We start from the raw sequence: 18,123 nt of genomic DNA, 5'->3' as shown, positions 1-18,123 counted from the left end.
CGGGCGGGCGGCGATGCCGGCCGCCGCGAGCAGCTGCGCGACCGCGGGACGCTCGTCGCCCGAGGCGAGGACGACCAGCCCGGTGCCCGAGACGTCTCCGGCGGGCTCGGTGCCGGCGAGCACGAGGACCACGTCCGGATCGTCCTGCGGCCCCACGAAGGTCAGCCCGTGGCGCTCGAGATGCTCGCGGTGCGTCGCGGGGAGGTCACCGGTCGCGTGGACGGTCGGGAAGAGCCTCATGTGTCATCTCACCATTCGGACGGCAGCGTTACTGCACGGTACGGTCCGCGCGGCGCCCGGTCAACGACTCGGGAACGCAGCGGAGGGTGAGCCCGCGCGCGCAGATCCCCCGTCCCCCACACTGTTCCGATGCGAACCCTGGGCGTCGAGGAGGAGTTCCTGCTGGTCACCCCCGAGGGCCGGCCGACATCGGTCGCTGTCACGGTGCTCCGGCACGCCGCGGCGGACGGGTCGACCAGCGACGAACCCGGCGGGGACGTCGAGAAGGAGTTCAAGCAGGAGCAGATCGAGACGTCGACGCCCCCGCGCGCCGACCTCGGCGAGCTCGCCGCCGAGATCCGCGCGGGCCGCGCCCGCACCGACGCCTTGGCGCGGCTCGCGGGTGCGCGCATCGCGGCGCTGGCGTCGGCACCGCAGGTGGTCGAGTCCACCGTCCTGCCCGACAAGCGCGCGTACGCCATCCGGGCGGAGTTCGCGCAGACCGCGCGCGACCAGCTCACCTGCGGCTGCCACGTCCACGTGGGGATCGCCGACGAGGACGAGGGCGTCCGGATCCTCGACCACCTGCGCCCCTGGAACTCGGTGCTGCTCGCCCTCAGCGGCAACAGCCCGTCCTGGCAGGGCAGCAGCACCGGTTACGCGTCCTACCGCTCGCAGGTGTGGGGTCGGTGGCCGACGGCCGGTCCGACGGCACCGTTCGGCGACGCCGCCGGCTACCACGCGGTCATCGACGACCTCCTGGGCTCGGGCGCGATCCTCGACGAGGGGATGGTCTACTTCGACGCCCGCCTGTCCTCGCGGTATCCGACGGTCGAGGTGCGGGTGGCCGACGTGTGCCTCGACGCCGACGACGCCGCGCTCCAGGCCGCCCTGGTCCGGGGGCTCGCCGAGACCTCGCTCGCGCAGCCCGACGGGCCGGCACAGCCCCGCACCGAGCTGCTGCGCGCCGCGACCTGGCGCGCGGCGCGTTCCGGCATCACAGGTGAGCTGGTCAGCCCGCTGTCGGGCAAGCCGCTGCCGGCCGCCGAGGTGATCGCTCAGCTGGTCGACCACGTCCGACCCGCGCTGGCCGAGGCCGGCGACCTCGAGTGGGTCGAACGCCAGGTCGCAGCCGTGCTCCGGCGCGGCAACGGCGCCGTCCAGCAGATGGGGTGGCGCGCCCAGGGTKCCGACGACGACGACGTGGTCCGCCGGGCCGCCGAGCGCACGCTGGCCTAGAGAAGGTCGGTCAGCGACACGTCGGGGTCCGCCAGCCGGTCGTGATCGATCACGGCTCGCGACCGGATCAGCGCCTGCACGTCGTCGACGACGTCCCACACGTTCACGTTCATCCCGGCCAGCACGCGCCCGTCCCGGCGCCAGAACGCGATGAGCTCGCGGCTCTGCAGGTCGCCGCGGACGACCACCTCGTCGTACCCGTGCGCGCCCACGTACCCGACGTACTCCATGCCGAGGTCGAACTGGTCGGTGAAGAAGTAGGGCAGCTTGTCGAACGGCTCGTCGGCCCCGACGATCGTCGCCGCCGCGGTCGCGGGCTGGTTGAGGGCGTTCGCCCAGTGCTCGACCCGCACGTGGGTGCCGTAGAAGGGGTGGTGCGCGCGCGCGATGTCGCCGACGGCGAGCACATGAGCGTTCGACGAGCGCAGGTGGGCGTCGACGACGACGCCGTCCTCGACGTGCAGCCCGATCGACCTCGCGAGGTCGACGCGCGGCGCCGCACCGATCCCGACGACGACGAGGTCGGCGTCGACGAGGGTTCCGTCCGCGAGCTCCACCGCGCCCACGTGCGTACCGTCGCCCGCCGCGACGATCTCCGAGACCTCGGTGCGCGTGCGCAGGTCGACGCCGTTCTCCCGGTGCAGGTCGGCGAACATCGCGGCCAGCTCGGGGCCGAGGACGCCGAGCAGGGGCAGGGGGTCGCGCACCAGCACGCTCACGGTGCATCCGGCGGCCCTGGCCGCTGCGGCGACCTCGAGCCCGATCCAGCCGCCGCCGATCACCACGACGTGCTTGCCGGCGGCCAGCAGGGCGCGCAGCCGGTCGCTGTCGTCGAGGGTGCGCAGGTACACGACGCCGTCCAGGTGCGCGCCGGGCACGTCGAGCCGCCGCGGCTCGGAGCCGGTCGCGAGCACCAGGTGGTCCCACCGCGTGCGGGTGCCGGAGCCGTCGATGACGTCCCGCGCCGCGAGGTCGACCGAGGCGGCGGTCGTGCCGAGCCGGAGGTCCACGTCCTGCGCGGCGTACCAGTCGGCGGCGTGCACGAACGCACCGTCGCGCTCGTCGCTGCCCTGCAGGTAGCCCTTCGACAGGGGTGGCCGCTCGTACGGCCGCTCGGTCTCGGTGCCGAGCAGGACGAGCCGGCCGTCGTACCCCCGCTCGCGCAGACCCTCGACGGTCTTCGCACCGGCCAAGCCCGCTCCCACGACCACGACCTGACCGCTCACGGCTGTCCTCCATCTCGTCGGAGCACCGGAGGTCGTGTCCGCGGCCACGGTGTCGAAGGCCAGCGCACCAGGTCGCGGGCCCCGACGCAACGGCTGGGGTGTGGCGAAGTCCACGCCGACCAACTGGTCGCCCCACGCGCCAGATGGACGGCTGACTGGCACCCTGGCATGCATGCTGATGTGGCCGGGCCGCCCCTACCCCCTGGGCGCCACCTACGACGGGACCGGGACGAACTTCGCCCTGTTCTCGGAGGTGGCCGAACGAGTCGAGCTGTGCCTCTTCGACGAGGGCGGGACGGAGACCAGGGTCGACCTGCCCGAGGTGGACGCGTTCGTCTGGCACGGCTATCTGCCGGCCATCTCCCCCGGCCAGCGGTACGGCTACCGCGTGCACGGGCCCGACGACCCCACGCAGGGCGACCGCTGCAACCCGAACAAGCTGCTGCTGGACCCGTACGCCAAGGCGATCGACGGCCAGATCGACGGGCACGCGTCGCTGTACTCGTACAAGTTCGACGCCCCCGACAAGCGCAACGACGACGACTCCGCCGCCCACACCATGAAGGCCCTGGTCATCAACCCGTACTTCGACTGGGGCCACGACCGCCCGCCGCAGCACGAGTACCACGAGTCGGTCATCTACGAGGCGCACGTGCGCGGCCTGACGATGCAGCACCCGGCGGTGCCCGACGAGCTGCGGGGCACGTACCTCGGCCTCGCGCACCCGGCGGTCATCGAGCACCTGACGTCGCTCGGCGTGACCGCGGTCGAGCTCATGCCCGTCCACCAGTTCGTCAACGACCCGTCGCTGGTCGAGCGGGGCCTGTCCAACTACTGGGGCTACAACACGATCGGCTTCTTCGCGCCGCACAACGGCTACTCCGCGTTCGCCTCGTCCGGGCAGCAGGTGCAGGAGTTCAAGGCCATGGTGCGCGCGCTGCACGAGGCGGACATCGAGGTCATCCTCGACGTGGTCTACAACCACACCGCCGAGGGCAACCACATGGGCCCGACGCTGAGCTTCCGCGGAATCGACAACGCGAACTACTACCGGCTCGTCGACGACGACCAGGCGCACTACTTCGACACCACGGGCACGGGGAACTCGCTGCTCATGCGCTCGCCCCACGTGCTGCAGCTGATCATGGACTCGCTGCGCTACTGGGTCACCGAGATGCACGTCGACGGCTTCCGGTTCGACCTGGCGGCCACGCTCGCCCGGCAGTTCCACGAGGTCGACCGGCTCTCGGCGTTCTTCGACCTGGTGCACCAGGACCCGGTGGTCTCGCAGGTCAAGCTCATCGCCGAGCCGTGGGACGTCGGCGACGGCGGCTACCAGGTGGGCGGCTTCCCACCGCTGTGGTCGGAGTGGAACGGCAAGTACCGCGACACCGTGCGCGACTTCTGGCGCGGCGAGCCGTCCACCCTGGGGGAGTTCGCCAGCCGGCTCTCCGGCTCGTCGGACCTCTACGAGCACACCGGCCGACGACCCATCGCCAGCGTCAACTTCGTCACCGCGCACGACGGCTTCACGCTCAACGACCTCGTGTCGTACAACGAGAAGCACAACGCGGCCAACGGCGAGGGAAACAACGACGGCGAGAGCCACAACCGCTCCTGGAACTGCGGGGCGGAGGGGCCGACGGACGACCCCGGGATCCTCGCCCTGCGGGCGCGCCAGCGCCGGAACTTCCTCACGACGCTCCTGCTGTCGCAGGGCGTGCCCATGCTCGCGCACGGCGACGAGCTGGGTCGCAGCCAGCAGGGCAACAACAACGTCTACTGCCAGGACGGCCCGATCTCCTGGATCGACTGGGACCTCGACGAGGACAAGAACGCGCTCCTCGAGTTCACGCGGCGCATCGTGCGCCTCCGCCAGGACCACCCCGTGTTCCGGCGTCGCCGCTTCTTCGCCGGTGCGCCCGAGCACGGCGGAGAGTCGGACCTGCTCGACATCGCGTGGCTCTCGCCCAGCGGCGAGCACATGCAGGACGAGGCGTGGGGCGCCGACCAGGCGCGCGCCGTCACCGTCTTCCTCAACGGCGACGCCATCCCCGAGCCGGACCGGCGTGGCGAGGAGATCGTCGACGACAGCTTCCTCATCCTGTTCAACGGGCAGCCGGACCCGGCGACGTTCACCATGCCGGAGGTCGACTTCGGCGAGGTCTGGACCGCCGTGATCGACACCGACTCGCAGATCGAGGCGGGCAGCACGGTCGAGGCCGGGGCGGAGCTGACGCTCCGCGAGAAGTCGATCATCGTGTTCACCCGTCCGCCCATCGCCGCGTCGGCCACCTCCTCGGGCATCGGTGCGGTCGCGACGGCCTCCCGCGAGGCGGCGAAGCAGGCGAAGAAGCGTCGGGCGTCGGCGACGACGACCGAGGAGAAGCCGAAGCGACGCACGACTCGGCCGCGCCCGACCGCATGAGCGATCAGCGCCCGACGCCCACCCGCCGGCTGCCGACGGCGGGCAAGCCCGTGCCCGTCTCGACCTACCGCGTGCAGCTGGGCGCCGACCTCACACTCGACGACGTCGCGGCGCGGGTCCCGTACCTCGCGTCGCTCGGGGTGACGCACGTCTACCTGTCGCCGATCCTGCGCGCCGCGCCGGGCTCGACGCACGGCTACGACGTGGTCGACCACGACGAGATCGCCCCCTCGCTAGGCGGCCTGCCGGCTCTGCGGCGCCTGGCGACGACCGCGCACGAGGCCGGCCTCGGCCTCGTGCTCGACATCGTGCCCAACCACATGGCGGTGCCGACGCCGGTCTGGCACAACCGTGCCCTGTGGTCGGTGCTCGCCGAGGGTCCCGACTCCCCCTACGCCGACTGGTTCGACGTGGACTGGTCCGCGGGCGACGGCGCGGTGCTCATGCCCGTGCTGGGCGACCGCATCGGGGCCGTCCTCGGGCGCGACGAGCTGCAGCTGGACGAGGTGGAGATCCCCGGCGAACCGGCGCGCACGGTCCTGCGCTACTACGACCACGTGTTCCCGGTCCGCCCGGGCACGGAGTCGTTGTCGCTGGCGGAGCTGGTCGAGCGGCAGCACTACCGGCTGGCGTACTGGCGGGTGGCGGACGAGGAGCTCAACTACCGGCGGTTCTTCGACGTCGGCACGCTGCTCGCCGTCCGCGTCGAAGACCCGGCCGTGTTCGACGCCACGCACAAGCTCGTGCTCTCGCTGCTCGAGGACGGCACGATCGACGGTCTGCGGATCGACCACCCCGACGGGCTCGCGGACCCCGGCGGCTACCTCGCCCGGCTGCGCGAGACCAGCGGCGGGGCGTGGGTCGTCGTCGAGAAGATCCTCGAGGGCCTCGAGACGCTCCCGGCGGACTGGGCGACTACCGGGAGCACCGGGTACGAGGCGCTGTGGCGCATCCAGCAGGCCTTCGTCGACCCGGGCGGTGCTGCGGTGCTCGGTGCGGTCATGCACCGGCTCACAGGCGACACGTCGGACGCGTTCCCGGCGATCGCCGAGCAGGCCAAGCGCGAGATCGTCGACGGCCCGCTCTACGCCGAGGTGCACCGGCTCACGTCGCTGGCGGCCGACATCTGCCGGGACGACCTGCGTCTGCGCGACCACACGTGGCGCGCGCTCGAGGACTGCCTGATCGAGCTGCTCGTCGCGTTCGACCGCTATCGCGCCTACGTCGTGCCCGGCGAGCCCGTGCACCCCGAGTCGCTCGAGGTCCTGCACGCCGCCGCGGCGCACGCGCGCACCCGCCTGTCGCCGGAGCGCAGCGAGACGATGGATGTCGTCGTCGACCTGCTGCTCGGTCGCGAGGTGGGCAGCGCCGGTCGCACCCGCGGTGCCCGCCGCGACGAGCTGGTCGTGCGGTTCCAGCAGACCTGCGGCGCCGTCATGGCCAAGGGCGTGGAGGACACGGCGTTCTACCGCTGGACCCACCTCACGGGCCTGTGCGAGGTGGGTGGCGCCCCGGAGCAGTTCGCCCTGACGCCCACCGACCTGTCGGCGTGGGCGGCGGAGCAGCAGACCTCGGCCCCGCTCGGCATGACCACCCTCTCGACGCACGACACCAAGCGCGGCGAGGACACCCGCGCCCGCCTCGGCGTGCTCAGCGAGCTGCCGCGGGAGTGGTCCGTCCTGGTCGACGACCTGCGCGCGACGTCCGCCCCGTACCGCAGCGCGCTGCTCGACGGGCGCACCGAGTACCTCCTGTGGCAGACGCTCGCAGGCACGTGGACCGACGGCGGCCCGATCTCCGAGGACCGCCTGGTGGAGTACCTCACGAAGGCGATCCGCGAGGCCAAGAGCCGTACCACCTGGACGGCGCCGGACGAGGCCTACGAGCGCGCGGTCCTCGACGCCGCACGGCACGCGCTGGCCGACCCCGCCGTCGCCGCGCTGCTGGGCGGGTGGGAGGTCCTCACGCGGCCCGCGGTCCGCGCCGCGACCCTGGGCACCAAGCTGGTCCAGCTGACGCTGCCGGGGATCGCCGACGTCTACCAGGGCACCGAGGTGCCGAACCCGGTGCTGGTGGACCCCGACAACCGGCGGCCCGTCGCCCTGGAGCCCCTGGCCGCCCGCCTCGCGCGGCTCGACGACGGCGCCGGCCCGCGGGACCTCGCCGACGAGAAGCTGCTGGTCACCTCGCGGGCGCTGCGCCTGCGCCGCTCACTGCCGGAGGCGTTCGTCGGACCCGACAGCGGGTTCCTGCCGCTGGCCCACTCGTCGGGGCACTCGCTCACCTACGCGAGGACCGTCGCGGGCGACCCGCGAGTGGCCGTCGTCGCCACCCGCCTCGCCGCGGCCGTCGACCGGCTCGGCGGGTGGTCGCACCACACCGTGGCACTGCCCGAGGGCGACTGGCACGACGTGCTCACCGACCGGCCCGTCGTCGGCGGCGTCGTCGACGTCGGCMCGCTGCTCGACCGGCTGCCCGTGGCGCTGCTCGTGCGGGCGGAGGGCTGAGCCGGTGCTCCCCCGCGTGTGGGCGCCCTCCGCGGCGCGCGTCGACCTCGTGCTGGGTCCCGCCCGCCTCCCGATGTCGGTCGAGGACGGCTGGTGGTCCGGCGACCGCGACCTGCCCCACGGCACCGACTACGCGTTCGCCGTCGACGGCGGCGACCCTCGGCCGGACCCGCGCAGCGCGTGGCAGCCCGCCGGGGTGCACGGTCCGAGCCGCGTGTACGACACCGGCACCTTCCCGTGGACGGACGAGGGCTGGGCCGGCGTCGACGCCCGCGGGCACGTGACGTACGAGCTGCACGTCGGCACGTTCACCCACGGCGGCACGCTGACCTCCGCGATCGACCGCCTCGACGACCTGGTCTCGCTCGGCGTCGACCTGGTCGAGCTCCTGCCGGTCGCGCCGTTCAACGGCGTGCACGGCTGGGGCTACGACGGCGTCGGAACCTTCGCGGTGCACGAGCCGTACGGCGGTCCCGCGGCGCTCCAGGCGTTCGTCGACGCCGCGCACGCCCGCGGCCTGGGCGTCTGCCTCGACGTCGTGCACAACCACATGGGCCCGTCGGGCAACTACCTCGGGGTGTTCGGCCCGTACTTCACCGACGCCCACCAGACGCCGTGGGGCTCCGCGATCAACCTGGACGGCGAGGGATCCGACGAAGTCCGGCGCTGGGTCTGCGACAGCGCCCTGCGGTGGTTCCGCGACTTCCACGTGGACGCCCTGCGCCTGGACGCCGTGCACGCGCTCATCGACTTCTCGGACCGGCACCTGCTCGGGCAGCTGTCCGACGAGGTCGCGGCGATCTCCACCGAGCTCGGGCGGCCGCTGTCCCTGGTCGCCGAGTCCGACCTCAACGACGCCGTGTCGGTCACGCCGACAGCCGACGGCGGCCGGGGCATGACAGCGCAGTGGGACGACGACGTGCACCACGCCATCCACGCGCTGGTCACCGGCGAGCGGCACGGCTACTACGTCGACTTCGGCTCCCCGGAGGTACTGCGCAAGGCGCTGACCAGCGTCTTCGTGCACGACGGCGGCTTCTCGACGTTCCGCGGCCGCGACTGGGGACGCCCGGTGCCGCCCGGGACGGACGGCCACCGGTTCGTCGTCGCGGCCTCGACGCACGACCAGGTGGGCAACCGCGCGCTCGGCGACCGCCCGTCCGCCCGCCTGGACCCGGGTCGCCTCGCCGTCGAGGCCGCGCTCGTCCTGCTGTCCCCGTTCAGCCCGTTGCTCTTCATGGGCGAGGAGTGGGGCACGCGCACCCCCTGGCAGTTCTTCACGGACCACCCCGAACCCGACCTGGCCGCCGCCGTGCGCGACGGCCGGCGCCGCGAGTTCGGGGGCTTCGGCTGGAGCGAGCTCGATGGCGGCGGCGACATGGCGATACCGGACCCGCAGGACCCCGCGACGTTCCGCCGTTCGGTCCTCACCCGCGAGGAGCTCGACGACCCGGCCCACCCCGAGCACCGCCGGCTGCTCGACTGGTACCGCACGCTCATCGCCCTGCGCCGCACCGTGCCTGACCTGCGCTCCGGCGAGCTCGCCGCGACCGACCTCGTGTGGGGCGGCGCCGCCGAGCACGACCGGGCGGACGTGCCGTGGGACGGCTGGATGGTGCTGCACCGCGGGGCCGCGCGCGTCGTGATGAACCTGTCCGACGACGAGGTCGCGGTCCCCGTGCACACCGGCGTCCCGCTCGACGTCGTGGCCGCGTGGGACCCGGTCACTGTCGCGCCGACGCCCGGCGGTGCGCTCGTGCACACCCCGCCGCGGTCGGTCGTGGTGCTCGCCTGACGGGTCAGTGCACGAGTGCGGCGCCGTCCGCGGCGAGCGAGCCGAGGCGCGACAGCGCGCGGTAGTACTTCTTGCGGTAGCCGCCGGCGAGCATCTCGGGCGAGAACAGGTCCCGCTCGCCGGCACCGCCGAGCAGCACGGGGACGTCCCGGTCGTAGAGCCGGTCCACCAGCACGACCAGCCGCAGGGCGACGTCCTGGGTGGGCACGGGCTGCACACCGGTGAGCGCGACGAGCCCGACGCCGTCGAGCAGGGCGCCGTACCGGCTCGGGTGCACGGTGGCCAGGTGGGCGAGCAGGTCGCCGAAGTCGTCGAGCGTGGCGTCGGTGCGCGCGGCGGCGGCGTCGCGCACGGCCCGCTCCGACAGCCCGTCCGCGTCCGTCACCACGGACCGGTGGCGGTAGTCGTCGCCGTCGACCCGGAGCACCTCGAACCGCGCCGCGAGCGCCTGGATCTCGCGCAGGAAGTCCTCGGCGGCGAACCGGCCCTCGCCCAGCGAGCCGGGCAGCGTGTTCGACGTGGCCGCGAGCGCGACCCCGCGGTCGGCGAGCTCGCGCAGCAGGCGGGACATGAGGACGGTGTCGCCGGGGTCGTCCAGCTCGAACTCGTCGATGCAGACCAGGCGTCGGGTGGCGAGCGCCTCGACGGTCGGCAGGAAGCCGAGGGCGCCGACCAGGTTCGTGTACTCGACGAAGGTGCCGTAGGCGGCGTCGTCAACCCCGACCGCGTGCGCGAGCGAGGTGAGCAGGTGGGTCTTGCCGACGCCGAACCCGCCGTCGAGGTAGATCGCGACCGGCGTCGACCTCCCGCGCTTCAGCCACGAGCGCGACGGTCCGCGCCGGATCTGGTCGGCCGCGGCGGACAGCCGGGTGACGGCCGCCGCCTGCGACGGGTGCGCCGGGTCCGGGCGGTACGTCGCGAAGGACTCGTCGGCGAAGTGGCGGGGCGGGACGAGCTCGGCCAGCAGGCGGTCCGGCGGGACGACGGGGCGGCGCTCGGTCAGGCTGGGGGCGCCGCTCGGGGCGTCCGGAGAGGTCACGATCGAGCAGCCTACGTCGCGCTCGCGACGGGTCCGAATCACGACCGGATCGGTCCACTTATCGCGTTCTGGACGCCCGTCCCATATTTCGACCCGAACATCTCATGATCCGGACACCCTCTCCCGTGTTCCACGCTCACGTGACAACCTCGTCGGGTGATCGCCCCCCGGTTCCGCCAGTCGTGTCGGTGCATGTGCACCGTCGTCGCGGACCCGTGCGTGTGCTGCTGTCCGCGGAGCAACTGACCCCGCCCCTCGTCCCCTCGGGCGCGCGGTCTGCGTCCTAAGAACCGCTCCCCCAGCGGTGGGTGCAGGCGCACGTCCACGTTCTTCCGGAGATAACGCCCCTATGGCGCACACCAGGATCGCCCCACCCGCTGCTCGTGCCGAGGGCCAGTGGGCGTTCGGCCAGACGGAACCGCTGAACGGCAACGAGCTGTTCAAGCAGCAGGACGACGCCCTGAACGTCCGGCAGCGGATCGAGGACGTGTACTCCCGCGAGGGCTTCGCGAGCATCGCGCCGGAGGACCTGCGCGGCCGGATGCGCTGGTGGGGGCTCTACACGCAGCGCAAGCCCGGGATCGACGGCGGCAAGACGGCGACGCTCGAGCCGCACGAGCTGGACGACGAGTTCTTCATGCTCCGCGTGCGCTGCGACGGCGGCGCCCTGAGCCTGCAGCAGCTGCGCACCATCGCGGACATCTCCGTCGAGTTCGGCCGCGGCACCGCGGACGTCACGGACCGGCAGAACATCCAGCTGCACTGGATCCGCGTCGAGGACGTCCCGGAGATCTGGCGCCGGCTCGAAGCCGTCGGGCTCAGCACCCAGGAGGCCTGCGGTGACTGCCCGCGTGTCGTGCTCGGGTCCCCCGTCGCGGGCGTCGCGGCCGACGAGATCATCGACGGCACCCCGGCCGTGCGCGCGATCGTCGACAACTACATCGGCGACCCGCGCTTCTCCAACCTCCCCCGCAAGTTCAAGACCGCGATCAGCGGCTCGCCGCACCACGACGTCGCGCACGAGATCAACGACGTCGCGTTCGTCGGCGTGGTGCACCCCGAGCTCGGTCCCGGCTTCGACCTGTGGGTCGGCGGCGGCCTGTCCACCAACCCGAAGCTGGGCGTGCGCCTGGGCGCGTTCGTCACGCTCGAGCAGATCCCGGACGTGTGGGTCGGCGTCGTGAGCATCTTCCGCGACTACGGCTACCGCCGGCTGCGGACGCGAGCGCGCCTGAAGTTCCTGGTCGCCGACTGGGGACCGGAGCTGTTCCGGCAGGTGCTGGAGGGCGAGTACCTCGGCTTCGCGCTGGAGGACGGTCCCGAGCCGCCTCCGCCGCCCTCGGGCCGCCGCGACCACGTCGGCGTGCACCCGCAGAACGACGGGAACTTCTACGTCGGCATGGCGCCCACGGTCGGTCGCATCTCGGGCGAGCTGCTGCAGCAGCTGGCCGATCTCGTCGAGACCGCGGGGTCGGACAAGGTCCGGCTGACCGTCGAGCAGAAGATCGTCGTGCTCGACGTCGCGCCGGAGAAGGTGGACCCGCTGGTCGGGGGGCTCGAGGCGCTGGGGCTCCCGGTCCGGTCCGCGAGCACGTTCCGCCGCGGCACCATGGCGTGCACGGGGATCGAGTTCTGCAAGCTGGCGATCGTCGAGACCAAGGCGCGAGCGACGCACCTCATCGGCGAGCTGGAAGACCGGCTCCCCACGTTCGACCAGCCGATCACCATCAACCTCAACGGCTGCCCCAACTCGTGCGCACGCATCCAGACGGCCGACATCGGCCTCAAGGGCGCGCTGGCGAACGGCGAGGACGGCTACCAGGTGCACCTCGGCGGCGGCCTCGGGCTGACGAGCGGGCTCGGGAAGACGCTGCGCGGTCTGCGCGTCCCGGCCGAGGAGCTCCCCGACTACATCGAGCGCGTCACGCGCAAGTTCGACGAGCAGCGGGTGGACGGCGAGCTGTTCGCGCAGTGGGCCCAGCGGGCGGACGAGGAGGACCTGCGATGAGCGGAACGTCAGGCGAGCGGGCGGTGCCCTACTACTGCCCGTTCTGCGCCAGCGAGGACCTGTGGCCCGCCGGCGAGACCCACGGCCAGTGGGAGTGCCGCTCGTGCACCCGCGCGTTCGCGCTGAAGTTCGTCGGGCTGGTGGCGCGCTCATGATCACCACCGACCTGCGAGAGCTCGCCGAGCAGGCGGGCCGCGACCTCGAGGGCGCCCACCCCGCGGAGATCCTGCGCTGGGCCGCCGAGACGTTCGGCACGGACCTCGTCCTGGCGTCGTCGATGGGCGACGAGGTGCTCGTGCACATCGCCGCCGAGGCCGTCCCCGGCATCGACGTGATCTTCCTCGACACCGGCTACCACTTCGCAGAGACCCTGGGGACGCGCGACTACTACGCCGACTTCACGAACATCTCGCTGCGCACGATCCTGCCGCTGCGCACGGTCGCCGAGCAGGACGCCGAGCACGGCGAGAAGCTCCACGACCGGGACCCGAACCTGTGCTGCGCCCTGCGCAAGGTCGAGCCGCTCGAGCGCGGCCTGGAGCCGTACACCGCGTGGGTCACCGGCATGCGCCGCGAGGACGCCCCGACCCGCACGGACATCACCGTCGTCGGGTGGGACGCCAAGCGCGGCAAGGTCAAGCTCAACCCGCTGGCGGCGTGGACGCAGGCGGACGTGGACGCCTACGTCGACGAGCACCACGTGGTGCTCAACCCGCTGCGCCAGGCCGGCTACGCCTCCATCGGCTGCGCCCCGTGCACGCGGGCCGTCGCCCCCGGCGAGGACCCCCGCGCGGGTCGCTGGTCCGGTACCTCCAAGATCGAATGCGGGTTGCACACATGAGCGTGGTGACGCTGACCCAGCTGGACGCCCTCGAGTCCGAGGCCATCCACGTCATGCGGGAGGTGGCCGGCGAGTTCGAGCGTCCGGTGCTGCTGTTCAGCGGCGGCAAGGACTCGATAGTCATGCTGCACCTGGCCCGCAAGGCGTTCTGGCCCGCCCCGGTGCCGTTCGCGCTCATGCACGTCGACACGGGGCACAACTTTCCCGAGGTCATCGAGTACCGCGACCGCGTCGTCGCCGAGCACGGGCTGCGGCTCGTCGTCGCCAGCGTGCAGGACGCCATCGACGACGGCCGCGTGGTCGAGCGCGCCGACGGCTCGCGCAACCCGCTGCAGACGGTCCCGCTGCTGGACGGCATCACCGCGCACAAGTTCGACGCGGTGTTCGGCGGCGGCCGCCGCGACGAGGAGAAGGCCCGCGCCAAGGAGCGCGTCTTCTCCCTGCGCGACGAGTTCGGCCAGTGGGACCCCCGACGCCAGCGCCCCGAGCTGTGGGACCTCTACAACGGCCGCCACAAGCCCGGCGAGCACGTGCGCGTCTTCCCGCTGTCCAACTGGACCGAGCTGGACGTGTGGCGCTACATCGAGCGCGAACAGATCGAGCTGCCCTCGATCTACTACTCCCACCAGCGCGAGGTGTTCCTGCGCGACGGCATGTGGCTGGCGCCCGGCGAGTGGGGCGGCCCGCGGGCGGCCGAGACCCTCGAGGTCCGCACGGTCCGCTACCGGACCGTCGGCGACATGAGCTGCACCGGCGCCGTCGAGTCCGAGGCGTCGACCATCCCCGAGGTCATCGCGGAGGTCGGCGCCAGCCGCCTGACCGAGCGCGGCGCGACGCGTGCCGACGACCGCGCGTCCGAGGCCGCCATGGAGGACCGCAAGCGCGAGGGCTACTTCTGATGGGCGCCGCGACCAGCCAGCTCGACCCGACCGAGGAGATCCATCACGTGACCGAGCATGCGACGCGGGACCTCCTGCGCCTGGCCACGGCCGGCTCCGTCGACGACGGGAAGAGCACGCTGATCGGCCGCCTGCTCTACGACACGAAGTCGGTGCTGGCCGACCAGCTGAGCGCCGTCGAGGCCGCCACGCTCGCCCGCGGCGGCGGCGACGTCGACCTCGCGCTGCTCACCGACGGGCTGCGCGCCGAGCGCGAGCAGGGCATCACCATCGACGTGGCGTACCGCTACTTCTCGACGGCCACCCGCGCGTTCGTGCTCGCCGACACCCCGGGCCACGTGCAGTACACGCGCAACATGGTGACCGGCGCGTCGACGGCCGAGCTCGCGATCGTGCTGGTGGACGCCCGCAAGGGCGTGCTCGAGCAGACCCGCCGGCACGCCACCATCACCGCGCTGCTGCGCGTGCCGCACGTCGTGCTCGCCGTGAACAAGATGGACCTGGTCGACTTCGACGAGGCGACGTTCCGCGCGATCGCCGACCAGTTCACGGCCTACGCGCTCAGCCTCGGCATCGAGGACGTCACCGCGGTCCCGCTGTCGGCGCTCGCCGGCGACAACGTGGTGGACCGCTCCACGCGGACGCCCTGGTACGACGGTCCGACGCTGCTCGAGCACCTCGAGTCGGTGCCGGTGGGCCGCGACGCCCTGTCCGAGCCGTTCCGGTTCCCGGTGCAGGTGGTCATCCGGCCGCGCACCGCGGAACACCCCGACTACCGCGGGTACGCGGGGCGGGTCGCGTCCGGCGTCGTGTCGGTCGGCGACGAGGTCACGGTCCTGCCGTCGGGCAAGCGCAGCACGGTCGTCGGGATCGACACGTTCGACGGGCCGCTGACCGAGGCGCACGCACCCCAGTCGGTGACGCTGCGGCTGGCCGACGACGTCGACGTGGCGCGCGGGGACGTCCTCGTGCCGAGCGCGGCGGCGGTCGAGGTCGGCACGGACCTCGTCGGCACCGTCTGCTGGCTCGCGGAGAAGCGCAGCGTCCTGGGCGCCCGGCTGCTGGTCCGCGTGGGCACCCGCACCGTCCGCGCGCTCCTGCGGGAGGTCAACGCGCGGCTCGACGTCGACACCCTGACGGTCGACGCCTGGGACGGCGTCGACACGCTGCACCTGGTCGACGCCACCGACACGTCCTCCGACATCCCGCCGCGCGCGCTCACGCTCAACGCGATCGGGCGCGTGAAGATCCGGCTGGCGGAGCCGATCGTGCTCGACGAGTACGCCACCCACCGGCGCACGGGCGGCTTCCTCCTGGTCGACCCGGCCGACGGCACCACGCTCGCCGCGGGCATGATCGGCGCCACCCTGCTGGACCGGCTCACCCCGGCACCCCCGGCGCAGGACGACGACGACTGGTTCGCTGGGTCGGGGATATGAGCACCCCGCAGCACGCGCTGCTGCTCGACGTGACCGGCCGGCGCGTCGTCGTCGTGGGCGGCGGTCCGGTCGCGGCGCGGCGGGCGGCGCGGCTGGTCGAGGACGGCGCCGACGTCGTGGTGGTAGCGCCCGCGCTCTGCGAGGACCTCGCCGAGCTCGCCGCCGCGGGCCGCGTCACCTGGCGCTCCCGCGACTACCTCGCCACCGATCTCGACGGCGCCTGGCTGGTCCACACGGCGACGGGCGAGCGCGCGGTCGACGACGCCGTCGCGGCCGACGCCGAGGCCGCACGCTTGTGGTGCGTGCGTGCCGACGACGCCAGCGCGTCGACCGCCTGGACGCCGGCCGTCGCACGGACGGGCGACGTCACCGTGGCCGTCGGCGCGGGCGGCGACCCGCGCCGCGCCGCCGCGCTGCGGTCCGCCATCGCGCTCCTGCTCGACACCGGCGGCCTGCCGCTGCGCCACCACCGCCCGTCGACCGGCCGCGTGACGCTCGTCGGTGGCGGTCCGGGCGACCCGGGCCTGATCACCACCCGCGGGCGCCGCGCGCTCGCCGAGGCCGACGTCGTCGTCGTCGATCGCCTGGCCCCCCGCGCACTGCTGGCCGAGCTGGACCCCACCGTCGAGATCATCGAGGCGGGCAAGTCCCCGCACGCGCACACCCTCACGCAGACCGAGATCAACGCCGTCCTCGTCGAGCGGGCCCGGGCCGGGCACCGCGTCGTCCGGCTCAAGGGCGGCGACCCGTTCGTGCTCGGCCGCGGCGGCGAGGAGGTGCTCGCGTGCCTCGAGGCCGGGGTACAGGTCGACGTCGTGCCCGGCGTGACCAGCGCGCTCGCGGTCCCCGCGGCCGCCGGCATCCCGGTGACGCACCGCGGCCTGGCCCGGCAGCTCACCATCCTCTCGGCGCACGACACGGCCCCCGACTGGTCGACGCTCGCCCGGCTCGAGGGCACCCTCGTGCTGCTCATGGGCGTGGCCCAGCTGGCGTCGCACACGCGCGAGCTGCTCGCGCACGGCAAGGACCCGGGCACGCCGGCGGCCGTCATCGAGAACGGCACGCTGCCCGGGCAGCGGACCACGGTCGGCACGCTGGCCGACATCGCGGACCGAGCCCGCGAGCGCGGGGTCGGCAACCCGGCGGTCGTGGTCATCGGGGACGTCGCGGCACTGGCGGACGTCCTGGCCTAGGTTGGCGCTCGTGCCCGACCTCCCCGCGCTCGACGTCCTGCTCCCCCTCGACGCGAGCGCCCGCCGCCTGGAGCCGAGCGCCGACGAGGCCGAGCTGCTCGCCCTGTTCGCCGACGGTCCGGTCGTGCGCGCCAACATGGTGACCACGCTCGACGGGGCGGCGACGGGCGCGAACCACCTGAGCGGCTCCATCAACGGCCCGGCCGACTTCCGGGTGTTCCGCGTGCTGCGCGCGCTCGCGGACGTCGTGCTCGTCGGCGCCGGCACGGCCCGCGGCGAGCGCTACACGGCGCTGGAGGTCCCCGCCGAGCTGCGGGCGGCGCGGGCCGCCCTCGGCCTGCCGGAGCGGCTCGAGCTCGCGGTGGTCACGGCCTCKGGCGTGCTCCCCGCCGAGCTGCTCGACTCCGAGCGCCCGCCGATCGTGCTCACCACCGGCGTGAACCCGTCGTTGGACGCGCTCCGGGAGCGGATCGGCGCCGACCATGTCGTCGTGGCCGACGGTGGGATCCCGGGTCCCGTCGATCCCCGGGCGGTCGTCGCGGCCCTGGCCGACCGCGGGCTCGTGCGCGTCCTGGCCGAGGGCGGCCCGACCCTCCTGGCCCAGCTGCTCGACGCGGACCTGCTCGACGAGCTCTGCCTGACCTGGAGCCCGCAGCTGGTCGGCGGACCCGTGGGGCGCATCACGCACCTGCCCACCTGGTTCGTGCCGCCCCGCGCACTGGCGCCGCTGCACCTGCTCCACGCGGACGGCGTGCTGCTGGGACGGTGGCGGGTGGCTAGGCTCGGCGCGTGACCGACACGATCATCGTCCTCACGGAGGACACCCTCGCCAGCGCCGACGTCGAGAAGCTGCTCGCCCTGCACGAGGGCGAGACGTACGCGTACCGCGTCCTCGTCCCGGCGGACACGGACCGACCGCTCGTCTCCACGATCATCGACAACCTCAGCCTCGGCGAGCTCAAGGAGGCGTGGCACCGCGCGCTCGGCAAGGAGCCCTCCACGCACGAGGCCAAGTCGACCGCCGACGAGCAGCTGGCCGGCAGCATCGCCGCGTTCATGGCCGCGGGCCGCGAGGCCACCGGCTCCGTCGTCGACGACGACCCGCTGCCCGCGCTCAAGGCCGCCGTGGCCGACGGCGACGTGGTCGAGGTCGCCGTCGTGACCTACCCGCACGCCGTCGAGGACACGTTCCACCGCGACTGGGCGTCCCGGGCGCGCGAGGAGCTGCAGGTCCCCGTGCTGCACCTGTACTCGGGCACCAGCGAGATCGGCTGACCGACGCAGAAGGGC

General features: G+C 73.3%; 14 protein-coding genes. 12 read left to right on the top strand and 2 right to left on the bottom strand.

Annotated elements, in window-relative coordinates:
- The first annotated feature begins 369 nt into the window (after positions 1–369).
- The gene (locus AC1DYZ_RS11910) at positions 370–1,458 is read left to right on the top strand and encodes a carboxylate-amine ligase (protein WP_477065398.1); all 1,089 of its coding nucleotides are present in this window, start codon (positions 370–372) and stop codon (positions 1,456–1,458) included.
- On the opposite strand, the gene AC1DYZ_RS11905 is transcribed toward AC1DYZ_RS11910, so the two are convergent.
- Positions 1,455–2,684, bottom strand: coding sequence for an NAD(P)/FAD-dependent oxidoreductase (locus AC1DYZ_RS11905; protein ID WP_477065397.1), 1,230 nt, complete (start codon positions 2,682–2,684; stop codon positions 1,455–1,457). The genes AC1DYZ_RS11910 and AC1DYZ_RS11905 overlap by 4 nt on opposite strands.
- 172 nt (positions 2,685–2,856) lie before the next feature.
- Between AC1DYZ_RS11905 and glgX the strand changes: the two genes are divergently transcribed.
- From glgX to treZ, 3 genes are read left to right on the top strand one after another with little or no spacing between them, the layout of a single operon-like run.
- Positions 2,857–5,112, top strand: a complete 2,256-nt coding sequence (gene glgX, locus AC1DYZ_RS11900) for a glycogen debranching protein GlgX (RefSeq protein WP_477065396.1) — start codon at positions 2,857–2,859, stop codon at positions 5,110–5,112.
- A complete protein-coding gene (gene treY / locus AC1DYZ_RS11895; protein WP_477065395.1) occupies positions 5,109–7,619 on the top strand; it encodes a malto-oligosyltrehalose synthase in 2,511 nt (836 codons plus the stop codon). Before glgX ends, treY begins: the two co-directional genes overlap by 4 nt.
- 4 nt (positions 7,620–7,623) lie before the next feature.
- The gene (treZ, locus tag AC1DYZ_RS11890; RefSeq protein ID WP_477065394.1) at positions 7,624–9,414 is read left to right on the top strand and encodes a malto-oligosyltrehalose trehalohydrolase; all 1,791 of its coding nucleotides are present in this window, start codon (positions 7,624–7,626) and stop codon (positions 9,412–9,414) included.
- A 4-nt stretch (positions 9,415–9,418) separates the two neighbouring features.
- Here the strand turns inward: treZ and zapE are convergent, their stop codons facing one another.
- The gene (zapE, locus tag AC1DYZ_RS11885) at positions 9,419–10,453 is read right to left on the bottom strand and encodes a cell division protein ZapE (protein WP_477065393.1); all 1,035 of its coding nucleotides are present in this window, start codon (positions 10,451–10,453) and stop codon (positions 9,419–9,421) included.
- Between the two features lie 349 nt (positions 10,454–10,802).
- Here zapE and AC1DYZ_RS11880 point away from each other — a divergent pair, with 349 nt between their 5' ends.
- The 8 genes from AC1DYZ_RS11880 to AC1DYZ_RS11845 are packed head-to-tail and all read left to right on the top strand — an operon-like array spanning position 10,803 to position 18,108.
- Complete coding sequence (locus AC1DYZ_RS11880) at positions 10,803–12,461, top strand: nitrite/sulfite reductase (RefSeq protein WP_477065392.1); 1,659 nt, start codon at positions 10,803–10,805, stop codon at positions 12,459–12,461.
- Complete coding sequence (locus AC1DYZ_RS11875) at positions 12,458–12,616, top strand: hypothetical protein (RefSeq protein WP_456787299.1); 159 nt, start codon at positions 12,458–12,460, stop codon at positions 12,614–12,616. Before AC1DYZ_RS11880 ends, AC1DYZ_RS11875 begins: the two co-directional genes overlap by 4 nt.
- Positions 12,613–13,302 carry a phosphoadenylyl-sulfate reductase gene (locus tag AC1DYZ_RS11870; RefSeq protein ID WP_477065391.1) on the top strand — a complete coding sequence of 230 codons (690 nt, stop codon included), beginning with the start codon at positions 12,613–12,615 and terminating at the stop codon, positions 13,300–13,302. The genes AC1DYZ_RS11875 and AC1DYZ_RS11870 overlap by 4 nt, the downstream gene beginning before the upstream one ends.
- Complete coding sequence (gene cysD, locus AC1DYZ_RS11865; RefSeq protein ID WP_477065390.1) at positions 13,299–14,201, top strand: sulfate adenylyltransferase subunit CysD; 903 nt, start codon at positions 13,299–13,301, stop codon at positions 14,199–14,201. Before AC1DYZ_RS11870 ends, cysD begins: the two co-directional genes overlap by 4 nt.
- Complete coding sequence (locus AC1DYZ_RS11860) at positions 14,201–15,640, top strand: sulfate adenylyltransferase subunit 1 (RefSeq protein WP_477065389.1); 1,440 nt, start codon at positions 14,201–14,203, stop codon at positions 15,638–15,640. The genes cysD and AC1DYZ_RS11860 overlap by 1 nt, the downstream gene beginning before the upstream one ends.
- Positions 15,637–16,833, top strand: a complete 1,197-nt coding sequence (gene cobA, locus AC1DYZ_RS11855) for a uroporphyrinogen-III C-methyltransferase (RefSeq protein ID WP_477065388.1) — start codon at positions 15,637–15,639, stop codon at positions 16,831–16,833. The genes AC1DYZ_RS11860 and cobA overlap by 4 nt, the downstream gene beginning before the upstream one ends.
- A 10-nt stretch (positions 16,834–16,843) precedes the next feature.
- Positions 16,844–17,626, top strand: a complete 783-nt coding sequence (locus AC1DYZ_RS11850) for a dihydrofolate reductase family protein (protein WP_477065387.1) — start codon at positions 16,844–16,846, stop codon at positions 17,624–17,626.
- On the top strand, positions 17,623–18,108 hold the full coding sequence (locus tag AC1DYZ_RS11845; protein WP_477065386.1) for a hypothetical protein: 486 nt from the start codon (positions 17,623–17,625) through the stop codon (positions 18,106–18,108). The genes AC1DYZ_RS11850 and AC1DYZ_RS11845 overlap by 4 nt, the downstream gene beginning before the upstream one ends.
- Positions 18,109–18,123 lie beyond the last annotated feature (15 nt).

This window comes from Cellulomonas sp. P1_C4, from assembly GCF_056406355.1.
Note: the sequence above shows the minus strand (reverse complement) of the source record. Positions and strands in the feature narration are given on the sequence as shown.